The sequence below is a fragment of the Lachnoclostridium sp. Marseille-P6806 genome (assembly GCF_964238185.1).
Taxonomy (GTDB): domain Bacteria; phylum Bacillota; class Clostridia; order Lachnospirales; family Lachnospiraceae; genus Brotaphodocola.
In genome coordinates, this window is sequence record NZ_CAXSLG010000002.1 from 75,299 (window position 1) to 96,499 (window position 21,201).

Annotated in this window: 17 protein-coding genes; 1 reads left to right on the forward strand and 16 read right to left on the reverse strand. The window is 45.5% G+C overall.

Going from position 1 to position 21,201, the window contains the following annotated elements; genetic code table 11:
- Positions 1–30: 30 nt before the first annotated feature.
- The 15 genes from ACESON_RS02450 to citD form a co-directional block, all read right to left on the reverse strand.
- Complete coding sequence (locus ACESON_RS02450; protein ID WP_177957990.1) at positions 31–1,080, reverse strand: SIS domain-containing protein; 1,050 nt, start codon at positions 1,078–1,080, stop codon at positions 31–33.
- A gap of 131 nt (positions 1,081–1,211) precedes the next feature.
- Positions 1,212–2,069, reverse strand: a complete 858-nt coding sequence (locus ACESON_RS02455; RefSeq protein ID WP_373108356.1) for a ketose-bisphosphate aldolase — start codon at positions 2,067–2,069, stop codon at positions 1,212–1,214.
- Positions 2,070–2,204: 135 nt separating this feature from the next.
- A complete protein-coding gene (locus tag ACESON_RS02460; RefSeq protein ID WP_177957988.1) occupies positions 2,205–3,218 on the reverse strand; it encodes a substrate-binding domain-containing protein in 1,014 nt (337 codons plus the stop codon).
- Between the two features lie 91 nt (positions 3,219–3,309).
- Positions 3,310–4,242 (reverse strand): cation diffusion facilitator family transporter, encoded by a 933-nt coding sequence (locus ACESON_RS02465; RefSeq protein ID WP_373108359.1) that lies wholly within the window; start codon positions 4,240–4,242, stop codon positions 3,310–3,312.
- Positions 4,243–4,831: 589 nt separating this feature from the next.
- Positions 4,832–5,191: an SHOCT domain-containing protein gene (locus ACESON_RS02470; RefSeq protein ID WP_373108361.1), complete on the reverse strand. Its 360-nt coding sequence runs from the start codon at positions 5,189–5,191 to the stop codon at positions 4,832–4,834.
- A 361-nt stretch (positions 5,192–5,552) separates the two neighbouring features.
- Positions 5,553–6,491, reverse strand: coding sequence for a translation elongation factor Ts (gene tsf / locus ACESON_RS02475; RefSeq protein ID WP_177958699.1), 939 nt, complete (start codon positions 6,489–6,491; stop codon positions 5,553–5,555).
- Positions 6,492–6,556: 65 nt separating this feature from the next.
- Entirely contained in the window at positions 6,557–7,297 is a 741-nt protein-coding gene (gene rpsB, locus ACESON_RS02480) for a 30S ribosomal protein S2 (protein ID WP_177958700.1), read from the reverse strand.
- 288 nt (positions 7,298–7,585) lie between these two features.
- Positions 7,586–8,362 (reverse strand): GTP-sensing pleiotropic transcriptional regulator CodY, encoded by a 777-nt coding sequence (gene codY, locus ACESON_RS02485; RefSeq protein ID WP_177958701.1) that lies wholly within the window; start codon positions 8,360–8,362, stop codon positions 7,586–7,588.
- 125 nt (positions 8,363–8,487) lie between these two features.
- Entirely contained in the window at positions 8,488–10,566 is a 2,079-nt protein-coding gene (topA, locus tag ACESON_RS02490) for a type I DNA topoisomerase (RefSeq protein ID WP_177958702.1), read from the reverse strand.
- Positions 10,567–10,747: 181 nt separating this feature from the next.
- On the reverse strand, positions 10,748–11,854 hold the full coding sequence (gene dprA, locus ACESON_RS02495; protein ID WP_177958703.1) for a DNA-processing protein DprA: 1,107 nt from the start codon (positions 11,852–11,854) through the stop codon (positions 10,748–10,750).
- Complete coding sequence (locus tag ACESON_RS02500; protein ID WP_177958704.1) at positions 11,854–13,389, reverse strand: YifB family Mg chelatase-like AAA ATPase; 1,536 nt, start codon at positions 13,387–13,389, stop codon at positions 11,854–11,856. The genes dprA and ACESON_RS02500 overlap by 1 nt, the downstream gene beginning before the upstream one ends.
- 305 nt (positions 13,390–13,694) lie before the next feature.
- Positions 13,695–14,999 carry a 2-hydroxycarboxylate transporter family protein gene (locus ACESON_RS02505; protein WP_177958705.1) on the reverse strand — a complete coding sequence of 435 codons (1,305 nt, stop codon included), beginning with the start codon at positions 14,997–14,999 and terminating at the stop codon, positions 13,695–13,697.
- A gap of 193 nt (positions 15,000–15,192) precedes the next feature.
- The gene (gene citF / locus ACESON_RS02510; protein ID WP_177958706.1) at positions 15,193–16,755 is read right to left on the reverse strand and encodes a citrate lyase subunit alpha; all 1,563 of its coding nucleotides are present in this window, start codon (positions 16,753–16,755) and stop codon (positions 15,193–15,195) included.
- 1 nt (position 16,756) lies between these two features.
- Positions 16,757–17,659 (reverse strand): aldolase/citrate lyase family protein, encoded by a 903-nt coding sequence (locus tag ACESON_RS02515; protein ID WP_177958707.1) that lies wholly within the window; start codon positions 17,657–17,659, stop codon positions 16,757–16,759.
- Positions 17,656–17,952, reverse strand: a complete 297-nt coding sequence (citD, locus tag ACESON_RS02520) for a citrate lyase acyl carrier protein (RefSeq protein ID WP_177958708.1) — start codon at positions 17,950–17,952, stop codon at positions 17,656–17,658. The genes ACESON_RS02515 and citD overlap by 4 nt, the downstream gene beginning before the upstream one ends.
- Before the next feature lie 453 nt (positions 17,953–18,405).
- Here citD and ACESON_RS02525 point away from each other — a divergent pair, with 453 nt between their 5' ends.
- Complete coding sequence (locus ACESON_RS02525) at positions 18,406–19,317, forward strand: LysR substrate-binding domain-containing protein (RefSeq protein WP_177958709.1); 912 nt, start codon at positions 18,406–18,408, stop codon at positions 19,315–19,317.
- A gap of 161 nt (positions 19,318–19,478) precedes the next feature.
- On the opposite strand, the gene ACESON_RS02530 is transcribed toward ACESON_RS02525, so the two are convergent.
- Positions 19,479–21,131 (reverse strand): SH3 domain-containing protein, encoded by a 1,653-nt coding sequence (locus ACESON_RS02530; RefSeq protein WP_373108364.1) that lies wholly within the window; start codon positions 21,129–21,131, stop codon positions 19,479–19,481.
- Positions 21,132–21,201: the final 70 nt, after the last annotated feature.

A 21,201-nucleotide genomic window follows, 5' to 3' on the forward strand; every position in this document is an offset into this window, starting at 1 on the left:
AAAGCAGGCCTGTTCGCTGAAATGTTTTTATTATTTAATTACAATTGCCTGAGACAGATGACGGGGAGTATCTGCATTCAGTCCCTTCTTTTCTGCCAGATAATATCCCATGGTCTGACCGATGAAGCCGATCATAGCTGCATTCTGCAGACTGTCGTAGCCGTAAGGCATATCCAGAGTATAGTCAACATCCTTGAAGTTCTCAGAAGCGTTATTGCCGATAGCCAGAATGGTTGCGCCGTATTCCTTCATCTGGGTCATCAGCTTTACATCTCCATCAACGGTTTCTTCGTTGCTGAGAAGAATGATCATGGTATTTTCGTCTACCAGGCTCATCGGTCCGTGACGATACTCCAGGCTGTAATATGCTTCAGAATTGCTCAGGCTCATTTCTTTCATCTTGTTCATGCACTCGTTGGCAATTCCGTAGTTGATGCCCTGTCCCAGAGTAATAAAGAGATTCAGCTCCGGATGCTCTGCAACAATTTTCTTTGCCATCTCATCGCTGAGCTTTAAGAACTCCTCAGACTGAGCAGCGTAGTCTGCCATAGCCTCGATTTTTTCTTTCTTTCCGCCTGCATAGAAGGCCAGAACTACAGACAGATAAATCATGCTGGTGAAGGAACGGGTCATAATTACGCTGTCTTCTGCAGTTTCCGGAGAAAGAATCATATAATCGTTGTACTTGGAGCTGTCAGCATCGCAGGTGATTGCCAGAGATTTTACGCCTGGGAAGCTGCGTACCTTATCAATAGCCATACGTACTTCGGTTGTATAGCTCTTACGGGTAATCGGAAGAACCAGGACCTTTTTGCCGTTTCCTACATAAGTCTCCGGAAAGTAGTACAGCTCAGAGCAGCACATTCCCTTAGCCGGGATCTTGGTGCAGGATGCAAATGCGTGAGCAGCAGCCTGTGCCAGATACAGGGAGGTTCCGCAGCCGGTAAAGATCAGCTCGTCATACTCCTCTGCAAATACCTGATCCAGAACCTTGTAAATATCTCCCAGGGTATTGTTGATTGCCTGGAAGGACTGGGGCTGTCCGTAAATTTCTTTGTAGGTAAGTTCGCTGTTTTTCATAGTCTTTCATTTCCTTTCTTTTTGTTTTGTATTCTGAATGATAATGTTGAAATTGTAACGGTTCAGGACGGGCATCTTCTTGTCTGGATTTTCCAACCAGTTCTCCCGCCGTCCTGAGTTGTTACCCGAAATTATTTTACACGTCCCTCAGAGCCGGCCAGACGGATGATCTTTCTTACATCCTCCTGCAGCTTCTCATTGGCAAACTGAGACAGCTTCCAGGAATGACCCTGATGATTCATGGTCTTTAAGCCCTCTTCGTAATGCTCTACATATTTGTAGCGGATTTCTGTACCGAAGTTGATCTTGGCAACGCCCAGCTTAATGGCATCCTTAATGATCTCTTCTTTCATTCCGGTGCAGCCGTGAAGAACCAGCGGAATATCTGTGAATTTACGCACAGCCTCCAGAACCTCCAGATGAATATCCGGCTCGCCCTTGTAGTAGCCATGTGCATTTCCAATTCCAATTGCAAGAGAATCCGGCTGACAGAGGCTTAAGAACCGGCGAACCTCCTCCGGATCCACAATATTTTTATTTTCCATTACGGTTCCCATGTTATCCAGACGAAGCAGCTCTCCGATCTCTGCCTCAACCGGTACGTCGAAACATTTTGCAACCTTTAAAACCTCATTTGTCATTGCAGCATTTTCTTCAACCGGCTTCGTGGAACCGTCAATCATTAAGGAAGTGAAGCCCAGCTTTAATGCTTCCATGCAGATATCAAAGCCGTCGCCGTGATCCAGGTGAATTGCCACAGGAACGGATACCTTAGATGCGCACCACTTGCAGACATTTACAAACCAGTCATGTCCGGAATATGCGCCTGTGCTCACATAATGAGCCAGCATAATCGGGGATCCCAGATCCTCAGCCGCCTTGCAGACTGCCCAGATAATGTCATAGTTTCCGCCCTGGGTGTTGATGGCGGGTACTGCATAGCCATTTGCCGCTGCCTGCTGAAGCATTTCCTTACTTGTTGTAAGCATAATCATTTCCTCCATACATTATAATATAGTTTTTTGTGAAACCTTTATTTTTACACAGATATATCTGTGCAAAGAATCATTATCTCATGTACACTCGTATGTACATAGACCAAAAGGGAATGAGCAATGGTTTGCTCATAAGGTACTTTCCCTTTCAATCAATACTGTATCAAAATCAACATTCTCCGGCTGCTGTCCGTTCATCATCTGGGACAGCATATCAATCGCCGTTTTTGCAATCTCCCTCTGCTGAAATCCCAGGGTAGAAAGCTTGGGCGAACAAAGCCGGCTAATGCTGGAATCATCAAAACCGATGATGCGGATATCCTCCGGAACCCGAAGTCCTACCTGCTGAGCTGTAGTCATGGCAATGCAGGCCAGGGTATCATTCCGTCCGAAAATGCCATCTGCTGCCTTTCCCTTTCGAAAACGCTCCCTCAGCTCCTCTTCCAGCTCTTCCTGACTTCGGCAGCCGCAGACAATATTGTCCGGTCCTACCGAAAAGCCACTTTCCTTCATCTCGTCTACAAAGCCGCTGAACCGCATATCGTCTGCCGGACTTACATGGCCTCTGGCGCTGATTCTGTCTACATAAACAATATTTCTGCAGCCCTTTTCCATAAGATGGCGTACTGCCTTTCTGGCTCCTGTATACAGCCCTGTTTCCATAAGAGCTGCATGCTCCATGGGTTTTAAATGCAGCCGTCTGCGGAATACCACTACAGGAATTCCAGCCTGGGAAAGCTGGCTTACATACTCCTCCGGAAAGCTGGCAGAGCTGACAATAATGCCGTCATACTGCCTGCTGATCACCTGGGAGACAAACTCCGGTGTATTCCTGTTGGCACACAGAGAAATCAGATATCCAGCTTCATAGGCATACTGATCCATAGCGCTGACAATGCTGCTGAAGTACTCATTGGTAATGTGGTCGGCAATAAACAGAATCTGATTGCTCTTCTTTCCCTTCAGCGCCCGGGCCATATTGTTGGGCCGGTAGTTGAGAGCACGGATAGCCTCCTCAACTCTTTGCCGCTTTTCCTTCGCCACGTATCGGTTGTTATTGACAACATAGGATACGATGGTTTCGCTGACACCGGCTGCTTTGGCCACATCAGCTCTTGTCACCCGCTCTCTGGAAGTTTCCATAAGCTTCATCCTCTTTCTCGATGTACACTCGTGTGTACTTGTTAAAGAATACAATAGAAATGAATGGTTGTCAAGGGTATTTCGTGAAAAACTAAAAAGATTTTTCCTGAATTTCTCTTTCTCCAGATCTGTCCTCCGGATGGACATGAATCATAATATCTTTCATGGACGGAAAGTCTTTTATCACCTGATTATGAACGTTTTCCGCAATGGCATGAGCCTCTCTCAGAGATTTGTCTCCGTCCACCCGGATTTCCAGATCTGCATAAACCCGGTTTCCGAACATTCTGGTGTGAAGCATATCAATTCCAAGAACCTCCTGCTGCATAAGAATAAAATCCGAGAGTTTTTTCTCATAAAAATCTCCGCAGGAGGTATCCAGCATTTTTTTAACGGAATCCTTTAAAACATCAAAGGCAACCTTTAAAATAAACAGGCAGATCACCACGCTGGCCACAGCATCCAGAACAGGAAATCCCAGCATGGCGCCTCCAATTCCCAAAAGAGAGCCTACAGAAGAAAGGGCATCGGACCGGTGATGCCATGCATCTGCAAGAAAAGCCGCAGAGTTTAACAATCTTGCATAGTAGCGGGTGTACCAGAACATAGCCTCCTTTGAAAAAATAGAAATCACTGCTGCCCAGAGGGCAATCGGTCCCGGAATTATGGCAGCTTCCGATGTTGCCATCATGATATGTTTGAGTCCTTCTGTTCCAATTCCAAGTCCGGTCAGCATCAGAACCATGCCAAGAATCAGAGCAGCCATACACTCCATCCGCTCGTGGCCGTAGGGGTGCTCCTTATCAGCATTTTTTTTGGCAAGCCGCACACCGAAACAGGCAACAACTGTGGTAAATACGTCTGAGGCTGAATGAATCGCATCGGAAACCATGGCTCCGGAGTGGCCACAGATTCCAGCCGCCAATTTAAAACTGCTTAAAATAATATTTCCAATAATTCCTACCAGAGAAAGTTTTCGAATTACATAGGCTTCCTCTGACATATGAGACAGGTTTTTTCTCACGGACAGAACCTCCGCTATTCCAAAGATACTGCTTTACTTTCAGAATATTCCTGAAAGAAGAAATGTTGCTGATACAGAGAATAAAAAAGAAGCTCGCAAGCGAGCTTCTCCTGCGGCGGGTCGTTTCATCAGCCCAATTCTCTTGCAACCCATGGCGATCCTCGCGGAGCGTTTTTATGTCATAGGATGCACTTTCCTATGACGATTAGGGTGTCAAAAGGATAATTTTAATAAAAATATGCTTTCCCTCAATAAAGTGCATGGGCATGTAGGGTGAAAATAGATATTTTTTTGCTGTATTTCTCCCACTTGCTGTTTTAATAAGCACAGTTTTTTGGGATTCATACTTTTCTCATGTGTCATTCCTTTTTAAAATGACCTTTTGACACCCTAATCCTATGACATAAAAAACAGACTCTCAAAATCTTAGATTTCCAAAGCCTGTTCATCCTGCGCAGGAAAAATCTTAGCCCTATTTCATTATAGCCCAAATTTTCTGAAATTAACAGAAAATAGGAATGCATATATTCACATTCTGATGCAAAACATATCAATATCGAGAACCTTCTGCTGAATTTAGAATAAAATCCTAAAGCCTGTCCAGAATTTCTTTTCTCTTGGAATCATATTCCTTTTGAGTAATTAAGCCTTGGTGATATAGGGATTCTAATTTTATAAGCTTGTCTTCGATATTTTCCTGGGATGGCTCTGCAGATGTTTCACTATCTTCTTCAACCACAATTTCATGTGTTGCCATCCCTTTTTCTGTAAATGCATTTTTATAGTGAAAAAACACACCGAAGCCAGCCATAACAGTCCATAAAATCCCAAAAAGTCCAAACATCGGAATCACAATTGTAATTCCTAATATTACAAACAAAATTCCAACAACAAATCCTAACAGGGACTGTGTCTTTCCAGGTTTTACTTTTATATTTCTGTTTTTCATAAAAGAACCTCCTCGTATAATTTTTTAAGTCTATCCCATCTCAAAATTTACTATTTGAATAAGTCCATAATCCACCTTACGCGTCCTCCCATATGGAATAAACGAAAACCGAAGAGCCGTATTGGTGCGACCTTTTTTGGGAACAAAATTTCTTTTATTTTTTTAGTCCTTTCGATTCTCATCTTATACCTCCAATTCAAATTGAGTAAACAGCCAGTCGATGATAATATGGTAATAATATTTTACCATAAAACGCGAAAAAACGCCAGAAACCTATCGGTTTCCAGCGTTTTTTCTCTATGTGTATCTTCCTGCATCGCGGGCAGAAAGCATCCCTCATATTCGCTTGGTCAGTTCAGAATTACTTACCCATCTGAGCAGCAACCTCAGCTGCGAAGTCCTCGTTCTTCTTCTCCATACCTTCACCGGTCTCGAAACGAACGAATTTCTTAACAGCAACCTTAGCGCCGTTTGCTTTAGCAACCTCAGCAACATACTGAGCAACGGACTGCTTGCCGTCCTCTGCCTTTACATAAACCTGATCCAGCAGGCAGATTTCCTTCATCTCTTTGTTGATACGACCCTGAATCATGCCCTGAATAACCTTCTCCGGCTTGGAAGCTTCCTTCGGATCGTTCTGGATCTGAGCCAGCAGGATGCTCTTCTCATGCTCGATGAAATCAGCGCTTACTTCATCACGGCTGGTGTACATGGGCTTTAATGCTGCAGCCTGCATAGCTACATTCTTAGCCATATCTTTGATTGCATCGTTTACAACGTCAGTCTCAACGTCTACCAGAACGCCGATCTTGCCGCCTGCATGAATGTAGGAAGCAACGAAACCGTTCTGCTCCTCAACCTGCTCAAAACGACGGATGTTCATGTTCTCACCAATAATGGAAATCTGAGAAGACAGAGCCTCTTTTACAGTCAGAGTCTCGTCCTTTGCCCATTTCTCAGCGAAGAACTCGTCCATATCTTTTGCAGAAGTGGTCAGAGCCTGTGCTGCTACATCTGCAACGTAAGCCTGGAATTTTGCATTCTTAGCTACGAAGTCAGTCTCTGCGTTTACTTCAACGACAACAGCCTTCTTACCGTCTTCGGTAATAGCGGTATCAACAATACCCTCAGCAGCGATACGTCCAGCCTTCTTTGCTGCGCCAGCCAGTCCCTTTTCTCTCAGGAACTCTACGGCCTTGTCCATATCACCATCGGTAGCTGCAAGAGCCTTTTTACAATCCATCATGCCGGCTCCGGTCATTTCTCTTAATTCTTTTACCATTGCTGCAGTAACTGCCATTGTTTTTTCCTCCATGATTGTTATTCAGCCTGCGCAATGATACGCAGGCTGAAATATTTTTCTAATTAAGCCTCTTCGGTTTCCTCTTCAGCACCAAACTCTTCAGCGAAGTCAGCGCCAGCCTCACCCTGATTTGCCTCAATAACAGCGTCTGCCATCTTAGCAACGATCAGCTTAACGGCTCTGATAGCATCATCGTTACCCGGAATTACATAATCCAGTTCTTCCGGATCACAGTTGGTATCTGCGATACCGATTAACGGAATACCCAGGGTATGAGCTTCCTGTACACAGATTCTTTCCTTCTTCGGATCTACAATGAAAATAGCATCCGGAAGCTTCTTCATCTCTTTGATTCCGCCCAGGTTCTTCTCCAGCTTCTCCCACTCTTTCTTCAGTGCGATAACTTCCTTCTTCGGCAGTACGTCAAAGGTTCCGTCCTCGGACATAGCCTCGATCTCTTTCAGTCTGTTGATACGGCTCTGAATGGTCTTGAAGTTGGTCAGCATACCGCCCAGCCATCTCTCGTTTACATAGTACATACCGCAACGCTCTGCCTCAGTCTTAATAGCATCCTGAGCCTGCTTCTTGGTACCTACAAACAGGATGGTGCCGCCGTTGGCAGCGATCTCGGATACTGCATTGTAAGCCTCATCTACCTTGCCAACAGATTTCTGCAGGTCAATGATGTAGATGCCGTTTCTCTCGGTGTAGATGTACGGAGCCATCTTGGGGTTCCATCTTCTGGTCTGGTGTCCGAAATGAACACCTGCTTCTAACAGCTGCTTCATAGAAATAACGCTCATGTTTCTTACCTCCAATTGGTTTTTACTTCCGCCTGCCTCTTGTGCTTCCTTCGGGACCTGGATTCAGGCACCGCCGTCAGAATCAGCAGACGTGATTTTTATCAGCCTTTTTATCCTACCATATCTTCCATGGTTTGACAAGAGGGGATTTTGAATTTTTCTAGATTTCCGCGTCCTTTCAGCTATGTAAAGATTCAGACAGGAAAGAGCGTTGAGATCTTATAAAAACTGCGCCCGAAATCAGAAAGCGAATGGAGACATTCTGATCCCGGGCGCAGAGTTTAAGCATTATTTATCTGCCTTGATATTTTTCAGTTCATCGAATACTACATCATTTAGTACCTTAATATAGGTTCCCTTCATGCCGGAGGAACGTGATTCAATCACGCCGGCACTTTCAAATTTTCTAAGGGCGTTTACAATAACAGAACGGGTAATTCCCACCCGGTCTGCAATCTTAGAAGCGACAAGAATGCCCTCATTGCCGTCTAACTCCTCAAAAATATGAGTAATAGCTTCCAGCTCAGAGAAAGACAGGGTGCTGATTGCGGACTTGACAATCTGAACCTTTCGAATCTCTTCGGCATTTTCTTCATTGACGGAACGCATCATTTCCAGTCCAACAACAGTAGTTCCGTACTCACTCAAAATAATATCATCAATATCATACTGCTCGTCACACTTATAAATAAACAGGGTGCCAAGCCGCTCTCCTGCAATATCAATCGGAGTGATAATTGCCTGATATTTTTTCACATATTCCTCTGCAAAGCCCAGAGTCGCCAGGTTGACGTTTTCCTTTGTAGAAAGAATGCTTAAAAGACGTTCGTTAAACATTGGATCTACAAATCCGCCGACCTGATCCTCTACCAGCTCTTCAATCTCATCCACTCCGGGACACAGGCCTACGCCAAGAACCTTTCCTTTTCGGCTGATTACCAGAATATTCGAACAGAGAATATCGCTCAGCACTTTACAAATGTCATTGAATACAACTTTGTGTGAATTATTATTGTGTAATAATTTGTTTATTTTTCTAGTTTTGTCCAAAAGCTGTACACTCATATCGAAAAACCTCCTCAATTATTTGACTGCCTTCGTTCAATCGTACTACACTAAGTAAATATTAACACGATTCGCCAATAATAACAATAGTTTTTCGATTTATTTTGACTATTTTAATTATTAGATTATTTATCTTTTAAATTCATGCTATATCCGCACTGCTCATCGGAACAGAGAAGGCGATTTCCCTTTTCTACCATATAGCTTCCACACTTAGGACATTTTTCAGATGACGGCTTCTGCCAGGACATAAAATCACAGTCAGGGTTGTTTTCGCAGCCATAATACCGGCGGCCCTTTTTTGTCTTTTTAATTACGATATCTTTTCCGCATTTGGGACAGGATACACCAATTTTCTCCAGATAAGGCTTTGTGTTCTTGCAGTCCGGGAATCCAGGGCAGGCCAGGAATTTTCCATGGGGGCCATATTTTACAACCATATTCCGTCCACAGACATCACAGATAACATCTGTTACCTCATCGGCAATTTTAATGGATTCCAGCGTCTTTTCCGCAGTTTTTACCGCCTCATCCAGATCCGGATAGAAATTGCGGACAATGGTCTTCCATTTTACCGTTCCATCAGCTACCTTATCCAGCAAAAGCTCCATATTAGCCGTAAAGCTGATATCTACAATACTCGGGAAGCAATGCTTCATGATGCCGTTGACTGCCTCTCCCAGTTCTGTTACATAAATATTTTTATTTTCCTTTGTTACATAACGTCTTGCCAGAATGGTTGTAATTGTCGGCGCATAGGTACTGGGTCGACCGATTCCCTGCTCCTCCAGAGCCTTTACAAGAGATGCTTCTGTATAATGGGCTGGCGGCTGGGTGAAATGCTGGCTGGGTTCCAGTTCCTGAAGCTCCAGGACATCTCCCTGCTCCAGCTTGCCAAGCAGCATATTGCTCTCCTCTTTTTCATCATCCTGAACGTAAACGGACATAAAGCCGTCAAAGGACAGCCGTGAAGCAGAAAGAGTAAACAGATAATCTCCTGCTCCTACCTTTACAGAGGTGGTATCATAAACAGCAGGCTGCATTCTGCTGGCTGTAAACCGTTTCCAGATCAGCTGGTAAAGACGGAACTGATCCCTCTGCAGAGATTCTTTTACCAGGGTTGGTGTCAGAGAAATATCAGTCGGACGGATTGCCTCATGAGCATCCTGGATCTTGCCGCTGTTTTTTCTGGACTGCTCTGTCTGCAGTACATACTGCTGACCATACTGTTCTTCAATATACTGTCTGGCTGCCAGATCCGCTTCTTCTGCAATTCTGGTAGAGTCTGTACGCAGATACGTAATCAGACCAATGGTTCCATGACCCTTGACATCTACACCTTCATAAAGCTGCTGAGCCAGACGCATGGTTTTCTGAGTAGAAAAATTCAAAACCTTTGATGCTTCCTGCTGTAGGGTACTGGTAGTAAAGGGAATCGGCGGCTTCTTTGTTCTCTGGCCGTTTTTCACATCTTCTACCAGATACTGACAGCTTTCCAGGCCCTTTAAAATCTCGTCCAGCTCCTGTCTGCTGTGAATCGCTGCTTTTTCTGTTCTGGTTCCGTAGAACTTTGCGTGAAGTGCTTTTTTTCCGCCCTTCTGGAGAAGCTGTGCTTCCAGATTCCAGTATTCCTCCGGGATAAAAGCACTGATTTCATCCTCACGATCGCAAATCATGCGCAGAGCCACAGACTGAACACGGCCGGCGCTTAACCCTCTCTTTACTTTAGCCCACAAAAGCGGGCTAATGCTGTATCCTACCATCCGGTCCAAAATTCTACGTGTCTGCTGAGCATCAACCAAATTCATATCCAGCTCTCTTGGATTCTTCAAAGATGCTTTCACTGCATTTTTTGTAATCTCATTAAAGCTGATTCGGTAAACCTTTTTATCCTTGGCCTCATCCAGCTTCAGAGCTTTTGTCAAATGCCAGGAAATTGCCTCTCCTTCCCGGTCAGGGTCCGTTGCCAGATAGATTTTATCAGCCTTCTTTACTTCTTTGCGAAGCTTTGCAAGAATATCTCCTTTGCCACGGATTGTTATATATTTGGGTTCGTAATCATTTTCCGCATCAATGCCCATGGTGCTTTTGGGAAGATCCCGAACATGACCATTTGAAGCATCTACCACATAAGTAGACCCAAGAAACTTACGAATTGTCTTTACTTTTGCAGGTGATTCCACAATAACTAAATTGTTTGCCATAGCCACTCCTAAATGTGAAACATTAGTAACAGTTCAGCCTTGTATCTTCTTGCCCGCTTACAGCGAACAAAAAGCTTTAGGCGTCCGCCTTATGTGGATTCAAGCATCAAAACTCTTATGAAAGCATACTTTCAACGAGTTTTCCTGACTGAATCCCCGCAAGGCTGAACTGTTACAAACATTATAATTGTTTTCCATAATAGTGATTTGCAGACCGATAGGCATAACCGCCCAGTTCAAGCTCCATTAAAGCAGCCATACATTCGCTGAGAGGAAGTCCTGCTTCAGACAGGATCTCATCTATGTGCTTCGGTTTGAAATCCAAGCAACTATACACCATTTTTTCTTTCTTGGCAAGTCCATTTACATCTTTTTCATACATAATTAATGTTTTTTTGTATTTTAATCCTAAATACTCCAAAATATCATTGGGCAATATTGCCATATGAGCCCCTTGCTGAATCAGCTGATTGCATCCTTTACTCAGCGGATCCGTCACCCGCCCTGGAACAGCAAATATCTCCCTTCCCTGGTTCAGTCCCAGCTCTGCAGTAATAAGAGAACCGCTTTTTTCCCTGGCCTCCACTACTAATACCGCATCAGCCAGACCGCTGATCAGCCTGTTTCTCATGGGAAAATTTCTGGGACGCGGCGGCTCCCCTATAGGAAACTCAGAAAGGACTCCTCCCTGTTCTTTCATTCTTTCAAAAAGTCTGTAGTGCTCTGGCGGATAGCACTGATTGATTCCGCATCCCAGTACTCCAAAGGTCGGCTGCCCTGCCTTCAGAGCGCCTTTGTGAGCTGCTCCGTCAATTCCTGCAGCCAGACCGCTGATAATCTGAACACCTTCTGCAGCCAGGGCTTTGGAAAAGGCTTCCGCAATCTGCTCTCCATAAGAAGAACAGCCTCTGGCCCCTACAACAGCCACAGAAGGCTTATCATCTGACGGCAGTGCTCCATACAGAAAAAGCCCCATCGGATAATCGCTGATTTCCAAAAGCCGCTGAGGGTATTCCAAATCCAGGGGAGTCACAAACCGGATTCGTTTACCTCCCATCCGATCATATGCACTGCTGCATCTGGAAAACTCTTTTTTCCACTGCAAAATCCCCTTTTTCTGGGCAGGAGTCAGAATCTGCATCTTCTCCAACGCTGTTTCTTCTATATTAATAAGTTCCTGATAACTGCCAAAATAACTTCCCAGCTTTCGAATCGAGACAGCGCCCAGACAGGGACAGCAGCACAGCCAATATAAAGCCCGTTTTTCTTCCGCGTTTCTTTCTTTCATCACGATTCTTCCCGCCCCCAATACCGTTCTTCCAGATCCCGATATCCGACTGCCTCAATAAGATGATGTTTCTGAATCTGTTCCTGACCATCCAGATCCGCAATAGTACGGGCTACCCGAAGCAGCTTCTGGCAGCCTCTGGCACTCAGGCCAAGTCGTTGAAAGACCATCTGCAAAAATGCTTCTTCCTGATCTCCCAGACGGCAGAAGTGACGGATTTCCCGATTCCCCATCTCGCTGTTAAAAATAATTCCCATTCCTGCAAACCGTTTTTCCTGAATCCCTCTTGCGTTTTCCACCCTCTCTCGGATAGCGGCCGAGGATTCGTTGATTTCCTGCTGGCGGATTTCCTGATAGGAAACTGGCGCCGCCTCTACACACAGATCAATCCTGTCTAAAAGAGGCCGTGATATTTTTCCAAGATATTTTCTCACCTGAAGCTCTGAGCAGGTACACCTCTGCCGATCCGGATAATAGCCGCAAGGGCATGGATTCAGCGCAGCTGCCAGCATAAAATGCGCCGGAAATTCATAGGTTCCCTGTACTCTGGCTACCGTAACCTTCCTGTCCTCCATAGGCTGGCGAAGAATTTCCAGTGTCCTTTTTTCAAATTCTGGAAGCTCATCAAGAAACAAGACGCCTCGGGAAGCCAGGGAAATCTCACCTGGACGTGGAATCATCCCGCCGCCTGTCAGAGCCTGTGCGCTGATCGTATGGTGGGGAGCACGAAACGGCCGCTCCCGCATCAGCGCTCTTCCCTGAGGAAGCAGCCCGCAGATACTATATACCTGAGATACCTCCAGCTGCTCTGCCTGTGTAAGTTCTGGCATAATCGTCGGAATTCTTCGGGCAATCATGCTTTTTCCGCTTCCTGGAGGACCAATATACAAAATATTGTGAAATCCAGCCACTGCCACCTCCGTTGCCCGTCTCACCAGCTTCTGCCCATTGACCTCTGAAAAATCCACAGCATAGACACTCTCCTCAATCGCTTCTGTTCCGCGGATGGATGTTTTTATCTGCTCCGGGCAATTCAGAAGCTCCACCAGGCTGCCGATACTGCTTACTTTTATAATTTCTATCTGTTCTACTGCCAATCCTTCTGAAATATTTTCCTCTGCCAGAAAGCATCTGCGCATACCAGCCTGACGCATAGCCAAAACCATAGACAGCACGCCTCTCACTGGCTTGATTCTTCCATCAAGGCCCAGTTCACCCAGGAATGCCGAGTCTTTCAAAAGCGTTGGCTCCACCACTCCATAAGAGGCCAGAACTGCAACTGCAACCGGCAAATCGCAGCCAGTTCCATCCTTTCGCACATTGGCTGGTGAAAGATTCACAGTTACTCGCATAGAGGGAAGACGAAATCCGGAATTGCGAATCCCGGTTCTGACCCTCTCTTCTGCCTCCTTTACCTCAGAAGCCAGATATCCTACCATGTGAAAAGAAGGCAGCCCTGGACTGACATCTGCCTCCACCTGCACGACATAGCCCTCCATTCCGGACAGACCGCCGCTGTATACTCTGCTGAACAATAAAACCCTCCTTACCTACATTCTGCTGTGCAGCTTTGCAGCACTTGTTACTTATTATGGAATCATAGGAATATTTTTACTGGAAAAAACACGAAGTGTACGAAAATCTCAGATTCATGAAGATACTATTACTATAGCCTGAGCAGGAAAAATATGCAAGGGAAATCGTTCGACAAAAAACGCCTTTTGTAAGTGTTCCTTCTGTCTTGAAAATGCATCAGCCGCAAACAAATGGAGCTGTACACGCTTTTTGCGTATACAGCCCCTGCTGCGTAATATTTGTTTTGTTATTGCTTCCTAGTTCATTATTTCAGGAAAGCGCCAAACAGAATACTTGCAATAATCAGTACGATACCTCCGCCTAAACGGGAAGACAGCTGTGCATATGCAATCAGACCCATACGATCACAGGCACCAAGTACTGCCAGGTCTCCGGAACCGCCGCGGTTTGCCATACACAAACCAGCAGTAATTGCAGAGTCGATGGGGAAGAAGCCAACCAGGTATCCCACAAGAGCGGAACCGATAATTGCTCCAATTACAATCGCAAGTGCAATCACGACGTTACCCGGGGTAATTGCCTTAGCCAGCTCAATGATGTTGGTGTCAACGCCTACGCCTACCATAATAATCAGAATCAGGTTTGCAGTAAAGAAGGACTGAAGTTTTTTTGCTGCTGCACGGATGTTCTCGGGTACAATGCCTAATGCAGCTACCAGTGCAACAAAAATGATCATATATGCAAACTGGTGGATTGCAACGCCAAAAATAGTAGGAAGCAGAGCCTTGGCAAAAAGGCGTCCCAGAGCATAAAAACCGATAGCCAGGAAGAATGCGCCGCCCAGGTCTTTCATGCTTACCTTTACTTTTTTATCTTCCGTAGCAAAATCTCCGCCCTTGCGGATCAGCTGTGTTCCGTCACCAGTCCAGCTTGTTTTCTTCTCACCAATCTTTTTCAGGATTGCTGCAGTCAGAATTGCAAAAATATTGGCAATGGTTAAAATGGTAATTGCAAAGGAATAGTAGTTAGCGGCTGCATCCCCGGTAACTGTCTCATAAATCTGGCTTAAGGGAACTGCGCCTGCGCCGTTTCCGCCGCCCATAATCGGACATACATATTTCAGCAGAATGTCAACCGGACTGATACCAAACAGCAGACCTGCTGCAATACCCAGAATACCTGCGCCTAAGAGTCCTCCGAAAATAGCCGGAATATAACCTGCAAAGGAACGAACCAGAAGCTTTCTGTCCAGAGCCAGAATGGAACCGGTGATCAGGAAGATGATAAAGAAAGAAAGGAAATCTGCATCATCCATAATCATAATCATTCCATCTGCGTATTTCTGCGGAATCAGTTTATAGGTAAACAGAAAAGCAGATACCAGGAAGGTCAGAACAAGACCGCCTCCAATGTAGCTGTTCCAGAACGGAATTCGCTCACCAATTTCGTTACAAATGAGACCAATGGCAAGCATCAGTGCAAAACAGCCTGCCAAATCTGCGGAAAGTGCTCCTGTTGCTGCTGCTGCAATAACAATTACTGCAATTGCTCCAGCCAGCCACCAGGGCATTCCAAATGTTTTCAGACTAAATCCTTTGTTTTCAGCCATAAATATAATACCTCCATATATTGGTTTGTCTTCGCTCTGCAAGCAGAGTCTGCTGTATAATCACCCGGCGGTCCCCATCCACCGGGATAATTATTTTACCGTAATTGATTCAGGAAGGCGGGAAAGCTGGCAAAAAAGCCGTGTCAAGCTTGCCCCATCCTGAACTGTTACATTTCGCCTGTGAATTTAAAGCTTAATCTTCAAATTCATATTCCTTAATTTCCCGTACAACATCAATAATGCTTCCGTCACGGGCTTCAATAACACCAACAACTCTGTCGCCAAACTGAACCGGATCCGGCTCTCCCACAATCGAATACGCAATATCCCGCAGCTCTTCAATGGTCTTTAAGGGCAGGTTGGTATCCTTCAGACAGTCAATTAAATCCTGTCTTCTTGGGTTAATGGCTACACCGTAATCAGTAACTACCACATCAACGGTCTCACCTGGTGTGGTTACCGTTGTTACATTGGTACAGATAGCCGGAATTCTTCCCTGCAGAAGCGGTGCAATGACAATGGTGCATTTTGCACCTGCTGCCGTATCCGGATGTCCTCCCTGCGCGCCGGTAATCATACCGTCTGAACCTACTACTACGTTGCAGTTAAAGTTTACATCTACCTCAAGAGAGGCCAGAATTACAAAATCCAGCTGATTTACATATGCGCCCTTATTAAAGGGGTTGGCATATTCAGAACCGGAAATCTCAATATGGTTCGGATTCTTTTTAATAGATTCAATCGCTCCAAGGTCAAAATCCTGGGTATCAACTACCTTGCGGATCAATCCCTTTTCCAGCAGATTGCAGATAGGAGTTGTAATTCCGCCAAGCGCCAGGCCCATAGTAATGCCCCGCTCCTCCATAATTTTTCCAAGAGAAATGGTAGATGCGATCGAAGCTCCGCCAACACCGGTCTGATAGGAAAAACCATCCTTAAAATACGGAGTATTCACTACAACCTGTGTGCAGTAATCTGCCATTTTCAGCTTCCGTAAGTCTGTAGTGGGCTTTGCTGCTCCAGAAGCAATCTTGGCCGGATTTCCAATTTCATCTACAACAACCACATAATCCACATCAATCATGGAAATGCTGGCCGGAATATTCGGGAAGGGAACCAGACAGTCTGTAATTGCTACAACCTTATCTGCATACTGGGCATCTACCATTGCATAGGAAAGAACGCCGCAGTCGCTTTTACCTCCGTTGGCTCTCATATTGCCGCATTTGTCACAGGTGGGCGCTCCAATGAAGGAAATATCAAGATGTACCTCGCCTGATTCAATAGCGCGGACGCGGCCGCCGTGTGAACGCATAATAGCAATATCGCGGAGCTTTCCAGTAGAAATTGCTTCACCGATTTTGCCGCGAACACCGGAAGACTGAATTCCTACAATAGTACCGTCCTCAATCATGGGCAGCAGAGCATCGTGGGCCTTTCCCAGAGAGCTGGCACAGATGGTCAGTCCTTTAATTCCCATTTTGTGAATTTCTTCCATTACCATAGTAACCACATAGTCACCCTCGCGGAAGTGATGGTGGAAGCCCAGGGTCATGCCGTCCCGGATTCCGCACAGCTTCAAGACCTCGGCAATAGAAGCAACCTGCTTGTCCCTGGTGGGATCTCCGTTAGCTCTTACCTTCGGGGCGCCCTTCTGATACTCAACACCTGCATTGACGTATGCGCCTTTAAAAATATCCTTTCCGGTGGCCTTTAAGACCTCTTCCGGGATTTCTCTACCTACTGCATTTATCATTTTACAGATCCCCCTCATATACGCCTGATGCTTTTGCCAAAGCAATGGTTCTCTTTGCTCCGTCATAGAAAGCAATGTCAATCATCTTGCCGTCTACGGTAAATACGCCGATACCCTGGGCTTTCTTTTCTTCGATTTCCTTTACTACCTTTTCCGCAAAAATGATTTCCTTCTGAGTTGGAGTAAATACCTTATGTACAATATCAATCTGACGGGGATTTACCAGAGATTTTCCGTCAAAGCCCATCATTTTAATCATTTTTACTTCTTCCTCAAAGACGTCCATTGCATCCAGGTTGGTAAATACAGTATCCCAGCACTGTACTCCGGCTGCTCTTGCTGCCATAATCATATGCTGTCTTGCTCCCTGCAGCTCTACTCCTGTTCCAGTAATCACAGTCTGCAGATCCTTGGTGTAATCTCCTCCGGAAAGAGCAATGCCAATCAGACGATCGGAGGACTCACATACCTCCAGGGCATTCAGAACTCCGCGGCAGGATTCCAGAGCTGCCATCAGCAGGGTAGAACCTTCCGGTCTGCCGAATTCCTTCTCTGCAGCCAGCACATGCTCTTCTACTGTACGCACATCCTGACCAGACTCTGTCTTTGCAATACGAATAACATCGGCTCCTCCTGCTACGCAGACACGAATATCTTCTTTCCAGTGAGGCGTGTCCAAACCATTGATACGGACAACACGTTCTACTCCTCTGTAATCAATTTCCTGCAAAGCGTGATACAGAGAATAGCGGGCAGCGTCCTTCTGATTTTCTGCTACTGCATCCTCCAGATCCAGCATAATGGAATCTGGACGATAGATATACGGGTCTTTAATCAGACCTGGCTTCTGACAGTTTAAAAACATCATGGAACGTCTTAATCTTTTTTTATTGGGATGACTCATCTGATTACACCTCCCCACGGAAGATTTTCAGTAATATCATTGGAACGGTATACCGCGCATTCCACACGCGCTTTTAAGGTACAGTCAAGAGCACCCTTATCTACCACAGTTACTTTTGCATTTTTTACATCCAGACGATCCAGCGTCTCCAGAATTGTTGCTTTAATCTGCTTTCCGAACTGGTGAATCACACTGCTTTCGATGGAAAGCTCAATGCCATTACCCGGTTCTACGGTTACCTGAGCATCACTGGACTCCAGCGTGCCTGCCATAGCAGCTTTCTTAACTTCCATTTTCTTCCTCCTTTTGTCCAAAGACAAGTTATGCCTGAATCAGCGGAGAAGAATGATCTCCGTCATTTCAACTGAATTCAGTGTATCATTTCAAATACAATTGTGCAAATACATATATTATTATGCTGATTATAATTATTTTATTATGTCTTTCTGATTTTTTTGTTATTTTCCACTTATTTCTTCACTTTCTTCAAACCGATAAGGCTTTATTTTCCTCACTACATCAAGAATCGTTTTCCTATCTGAATCTTCATAGGACAGATATTTACATCTTCTTGTCCACTGTAAGCGGGCAAGAAGATGTACGGCCTAACTGTTACTAGCAAACAAACGATTCCCTGTTTTTCGCATTGAATTCATACTATTTTTATGGTATCATACGTTTATTCACATAGCTAATACGATTCTGTTTATGCCATCTATAATTTTTTATTATGTGAGGGATTTTCAATGAATATTAAACATGCGCAATATATGCTCACGGTTCTGAAGGAAGGGAGCATTACCGCTGCTGCAAAAAAGCTTTATATTTCCCAGCCATCCTTAAGTCAGATGATCAAGCTGGTGGAAAACACTCTTGGAACACCTATTTTTAACCGCACAACAGATCCCATTACCCTGACCTATGCCGGAGAAAAATACATAGAAGCAGCCAAAAAAATTCTCACCATCAATGCCAATCTGATCAAAGAAATCGACGAGATCAACCACGAAGAACATGGCACCATCAAGCTGGGAATTCCGGTACAGCGGGCTATGCAGGTCATGCCTTATGTACTGCCCCGTTTTCATGCCAGATATCCTCATGTAAAGCTGGATGTGCGGGAAAGCGGATCTGCCACTACAGAGGCAGCCGTCCTGGACGGCACTGTGGATCTGGCCTGCTTGACCACCTATCCCAAGCATGAGGAACTGAACTATATTCTGATTGAAGAGGAAGAGCTGGTTCTTCTGACCAGCCGCAACTCTCAGCTTGCGAAACGGATTCCATCCGGAACTTCCATCTCCATTACAGAAGCAAAAAACGAAAAATTCATCAGCAGCAAGGTTGGACACAGTGTCCGGGATACTCAGGATCGACTTTTTGTCACCTATGATATTCAACCGGAAATTTTGATGGAAACATCCAGCATTGAGGTTGGAAAACGCACAGCCATTGCCTGTGATGCCGTTATGATTTGTCCCATCAACTATATAGAAATGACGCCGGAGCTGTATCCTGGCTGCTGTGTTTACCCCATTAAGGGAATCGAACAGCGGCGCAGCTTCTATGTCTGCCACAGGAAAGAGCTGTATCTGACGAAATATATGAGAGATTTTATCGAAATCCTTTCCGGTCTGAAAAAACCATTTCTTCACTGATAAAAAACGCTCAGATAGCTTCCCCGCCTGCGACGGATCACGCTTCTTCCACAGGCATGATATCAAAAGCAAAGGAGCTGTGCTCCGGCAGAGGTTTTCTTTCATCCTCTGCCAGAGCGCAGCTCCTTTTTGTTACTATTTAAAAATTATTTATTCGTTACTCAGTTTAAAACGCGCCGGATTGTCTTTGGACTCCGGTAATTCCAGGTAGAAATCTTGATTCCGCTCTTTCTGCTGGCTGCATGAACAATCTGACCGTTTCCAATATACATGGCAACGTGATTGACTGTGCCGCCGCTGTTGGCATAGAAAATCAGATCTCCTGGCAGCATCTCGCTGGATTTGATAGACCTTCCTACTTTTGCCTGTTCTCTGGAGGTACGGGGCAGACTTACACCGGCTGCATTGCGCATCACGTACTGTACAAAGCCAGAACAGTCGGCGCCTGTATTGGGATTGGTTCCACCCCATACATATCTTCCGCCTACAAACTTCAAGCCATAGTTTACCACCTTGCTCCGCAGAGATGCCTGCTGATTGGCCCGTTCCTCTAAAGGAGAGAATTTGATTGCTTCCGGAAGAGCATACCGTACCTCGACATTGTTGTCCCGGGTGGATATATAAGCCTTGTCCACCTCTTCTCCCTCGCCGTCTCCTGCATCCAGTTCAATCTGCACCCAGCCATCCAGCTGATCCAGTACATGATACCGCTCTTCCTTGGAAATCTGCGTCCAGATGCTGGACTCCGTACTGGGCTCCGTGCGGACATTGAGCATATCCGTATTCACAATCGCTGTCAGCTGTGCCGTGCGCAAAGCCAGATCCCTTGCCTCAGGGCCTGTTGCCACATGATCCGCGCTGACATAACCGGTGATAGGACCGGATTTGATCTTATACCAGCCATCCAGGGTTTCCAGAATTTCTCCTGCCGCGTCACTGGGCAGCTTTCCGATTACATTTTCATCATAGGCATCAACCTTTGGCTCACTTCGAATATTCAGGTAGTTGTCTACCCGGGAAATCAGGAGATTGTCGTATTGATTTAAGGCCATTGTCTTTAAATCCAGCTTTTCTCCTTCGGAAAGTCCCATTTCTATGGTGACAAACTCACTGGAAATATATCCTTCCCGAATCTGCACCCAGCCGTCCTGCTCTCCTAAAACCGGATAGCGGGATCCGTTTGCAGCCTGTCCTACTACATTATCCAGAGAGGAAGCATCCGGAGTCTGTCGAATCCGGAGTGTCTCATTTTCCTCCCCCATGGTCACCACGGCCATCTTTGCTGCATATTCCAATGCCTTCTGACGGGCTTCCTCTCCAGTCAGCACATACTGGCTGCTGATGTAGCCGTCTACACCGCCAGTCTGAATATGATACCAGCCATTCTCCTCTTCTCCCAGCACCTCGCAGGCGCCCTTATCCGGTATCTTGCCAATAATATTTGCCATGCTTTCATCTGTCGGAGTTTCTCTGATGTTTAAATAACCTCCGTCCTGAAGCTGTACCATTCCAAGATTCGTATAGGAGTCTACAACTGCCTGTTTTTCCTGGGCTTCCTTTTGAGCTTCCAGCTCCTCTGAGGAAATTACAGCTTCACTTTCCTGCGTATTTCCATCTGCTCCTTCTGCTCGGACAGCCGCCGGCTTCTCTCCGCTTCCTGCAGGATCTCCTCTGAAATGTCCGACAACAACGGCAATTCCCGCTGCCGCAACCACAGCGGCCACGCCAAACATCACATATTTTTTATATTGATCCCGTTTTCTTCTTCGTCTTGCTTTGTTTAAGATATCAATATAGTTCTTTTCCTCTGCCATATTGGGGGCTCCTTCTTTAAATTCATAATAGTTCAGCCATGCATCTTCCTGTCCGAATCTTTGCATGGCT

Coding starts and splice junctions, on each gene's coding strand:
- ACESON_RS02450 (WP_177957990.1), bottom strand. CDS start 1,080: ATGAAAAACAGCGAACTTACCTACAAAGAAATTTACGGACAGCCCCAG.
- ACESON_RS02455 (WP_373108356.1), bottom strand. CDS start 2,069: ATGCTTACAACAAGTAAGGAAATGCTTCAGCAGGCAGCGGCAAATGGC.
- ACESON_RS02460 (WP_177957988.1), bottom strand. CDS start 3,218: ATGGAAACTTCCAGAGAGCGGGTGACAAGAGCTGATGTGGCCAAAGCA.
- ACESON_RS02470 (WP_373108361.1), bottom strand. CDS start 5,191: ATGAAAAACAGAAATATAAAAGTAAAACCTGGAAAGACACAGTCCCTG.
- tsf (WP_177958699.1), bottom strand. CDS start 6,491: ATGGCAGTTACTGCAGCAATGGTAAAAGAATTAAGAGAAATGACCGGA.
- rpsB (WP_177958700.1), bottom strand. CDS start 7,297: ATGAGCGTTATTTCTATGAAGCAGCTGTTAGAAGCAGGTGTTCATTTC.
- codY (WP_177958701.1), bottom strand. CDS start 8,362: ATGAGTGTACAGCTTTTGGACAAAACTAGAAAAATAAACAAATTATTA.
- topA (WP_177958702.1), bottom strand. CDS start 10,566: ATGGCAAACAATTTAGTTATTGTGGAATCACCTGCAAAAGTAAAGACA.
- dprA (WP_177958703.1), bottom strand. CDS start 11,854: ATGAAAGAAAGAAACGCGGAAGAAAAACGGGCTTTATATTGGCTGTGC.
- ACESON_RS02505 (WP_177958705.1), bottom strand. CDS start 14,999: ATGGCTGAAAACAAAGGATTTAGTCTGAAAACATTTGGAATGCCCTGG.
- citF (WP_177958706.1), bottom strand. CDS start 16,755: ATGATAAATGCAGTAGGTAGAGAAATCCCGGAAGAGGTCTTAAAGGCC.
- ACESON_RS02515 (WP_177958707.1), bottom strand. CDS start 17,659: ATGAGTCATCCCAATAAAAAAAGATTAAGACGTTCCATGATGTTTTTA.
- citD (WP_177958708.1), bottom strand. CDS start 17,952: ATGGAAGTTAAGAAAGCTGCTATGGCAGGCACGCTGGAGTCCAGTGAT.
- ACESON_RS02525 (WP_177958709.1), top strand. CDS start 18,406: ATGAATATTAAACATGCGCAATATATGCTCACGGTTCTGAAGGAAGGG.
- ACESON_RS02530 (WP_373108364.1), bottom strand. CDS start 21,131: ATGGCAGAGGAAAAGAACTATATTGATATCTTAAACAAAGCAAGACGA.